A 1,741-nucleotide genomic window follows, 5' to 3' on the forward strand; every position below is an offset into this window, starting at 1 on the left:
GAAATTGGTGGGTCTGAGTGGACTCGAACCACCGACCTCTCGCTTATCAGGCGAACGCTCTAACCACCTGAGCTACAGACCCAGTATCGTCTCTTTACTTTATAAACCGTATCAATCTGTGTGAACACTCATCGCAATAATCATCGTATAAGGAGGTGATCCAGCGCCAGGTTCCCCTAGCGCTACCTTGTTACGACTTCACCCCAGTCATGAACCACAAAGTGGTAAGCGTCCCCCCGAAGGTTAAACTACCTACTTCTTTTGCAGCCCACTCCCATGGTGTGACGGGCGGTGTGTACAAGGCCCGGGAACGTATTCACCGTGGCATTCTGATCCACGATTACTAGCGATTCCGACTTCATGGAGTCGAGTTGCAGACTCCAATCCGGACTACGACGCACTTTTTGGGATTCGCTCACTCTCGCAAGTTGGCCGCCCTCTGTATGCGCCATTGTAGCACGTGTGTAGCCCTACTCGTAAGGGCCATGATGACTTGACGTCGTCCCCACCTTCCTCCGGTTTATCACCGGCAGTCTCCCTGGAGTTCCCGACATTACTCGCTGGCAAACAAGGATAAGGGTTGCGCTCGTTGCGGGACTTAACCCAACATTTCACAACACGAGCTGACGACAGCCATGCAGCACCTGTCTCAGAGTTCCCGAAGGCACCAATCCATCTCTGGAAAGTTCTCTGGATGTCAAGAGTAGGTAAGGTTCTTCGCGTTGCATCGAATTAAACCACATGCTCCACCGCTTGTGCGGGCCCCCGTCAATTCATTTGAGTTTTAATCTTGCGACCGTACTCCCCAGGCGGTCTACTTAACGCGTTAGCTCCGAAAGCCACGGCTCAAGGCCACAACCTCCAAGTAGACATCGTTTACGGCGTGGACTACCAGGGTATCTAATCCTGTTTGCTCCCCACGCTTTCGCATCTGAGTGTCAGTATCTGTCCAGGGGGCCGCCTTCGCCACCGGTATTCCTTCAGATCTCTACGCATTTCACCGCTACACCTGAAATTCTACCCCCCTCTACAGTACTCTAGTCTGCCAGTTTCAAATGCTATTCCGAGGTTGAGCCCCGGGCTTTCACATCTGACTTAACAAACCACCTGCATGCGCTTTACGCCCAGTAATTCCGATTAACGCTCGCACCCTCCGTATTACCGCGGCTGCTGGCACGGAGTTAGCCGGTGCTTCTTCTGTCGCTAACGTCAAACAACGCCGCTATTAACGACGCCGCCTTCCTCACGACTGAAAGTACTTTACAACCCGAAGGCCTTCTTCATACACGCGGCATGGCTGCATCAGGCTTGCGCCCATTGTGCAATATTCCCCACTGCTGCCTCCCGTAGGAGTCTGGACCGTGTCTCAGTTCCAGTGTGGCTGATCATCCTCTCAGACCAGCTAGGGATCGTCGCCTTGGTGAGCCCTTACCTCACCAACTAGCTAATCCCACCTAGGCATATCCTGACGCGAGAGGCCCGAAGGTCCCCCTCTTTGGCCCGTAGGCATCATGCGGTATTAGCCATCGTTTCCAATGGTTATCCCCCACATCAGGGCAATTTCCTAGGCATTACTCACCCGTCCGCCGCTCGACGCCGTTATCGTTCCCCGAAGGTTCAGATAACTCGTTTCCGCTCGACTTGCATGTGTTAGGCCTGCCGCCAGCGTTCAATCTGAGCCATGATCAAACTCTTCAATTTAAGATTTTGTTCGGCTCAATGAATACTGAACATTACATAA

1 tRNA gene and 1 rRNA gene are annotated in these 1,741 nt (G+C 52.9%); both read right to left on the bottom strand.

Annotation, left to right across the window (positions count from 1 at the left end):
- Positions 1 to 5 precede the first annotated feature (5 nt).
- Positions 6 to 82, bottom strand: a tRNA-Ile gene (locus CAG69_RS21530).
- 66 nt (positions 83 to 148) lie between these two features.
- A 16S ribosomal RNA gene (locus CAG69_RS21535) occupies positions 149 to 1,701 on the bottom strand.
- Positions 1,702 to 1,741: the final 40 nt, after the last annotated feature.

The sequence above is a fragment of the Vibrio sp. V43_P6S15P86 genome (assembly GCF_009904725.1).
GTDB classification, from domain to species: domain Bacteria; phylum Pseudomonadota; class Gammaproteobacteria; order Enterobacterales; family Vibrionaceae; genus Vibrio; species Vibrio diabolicus.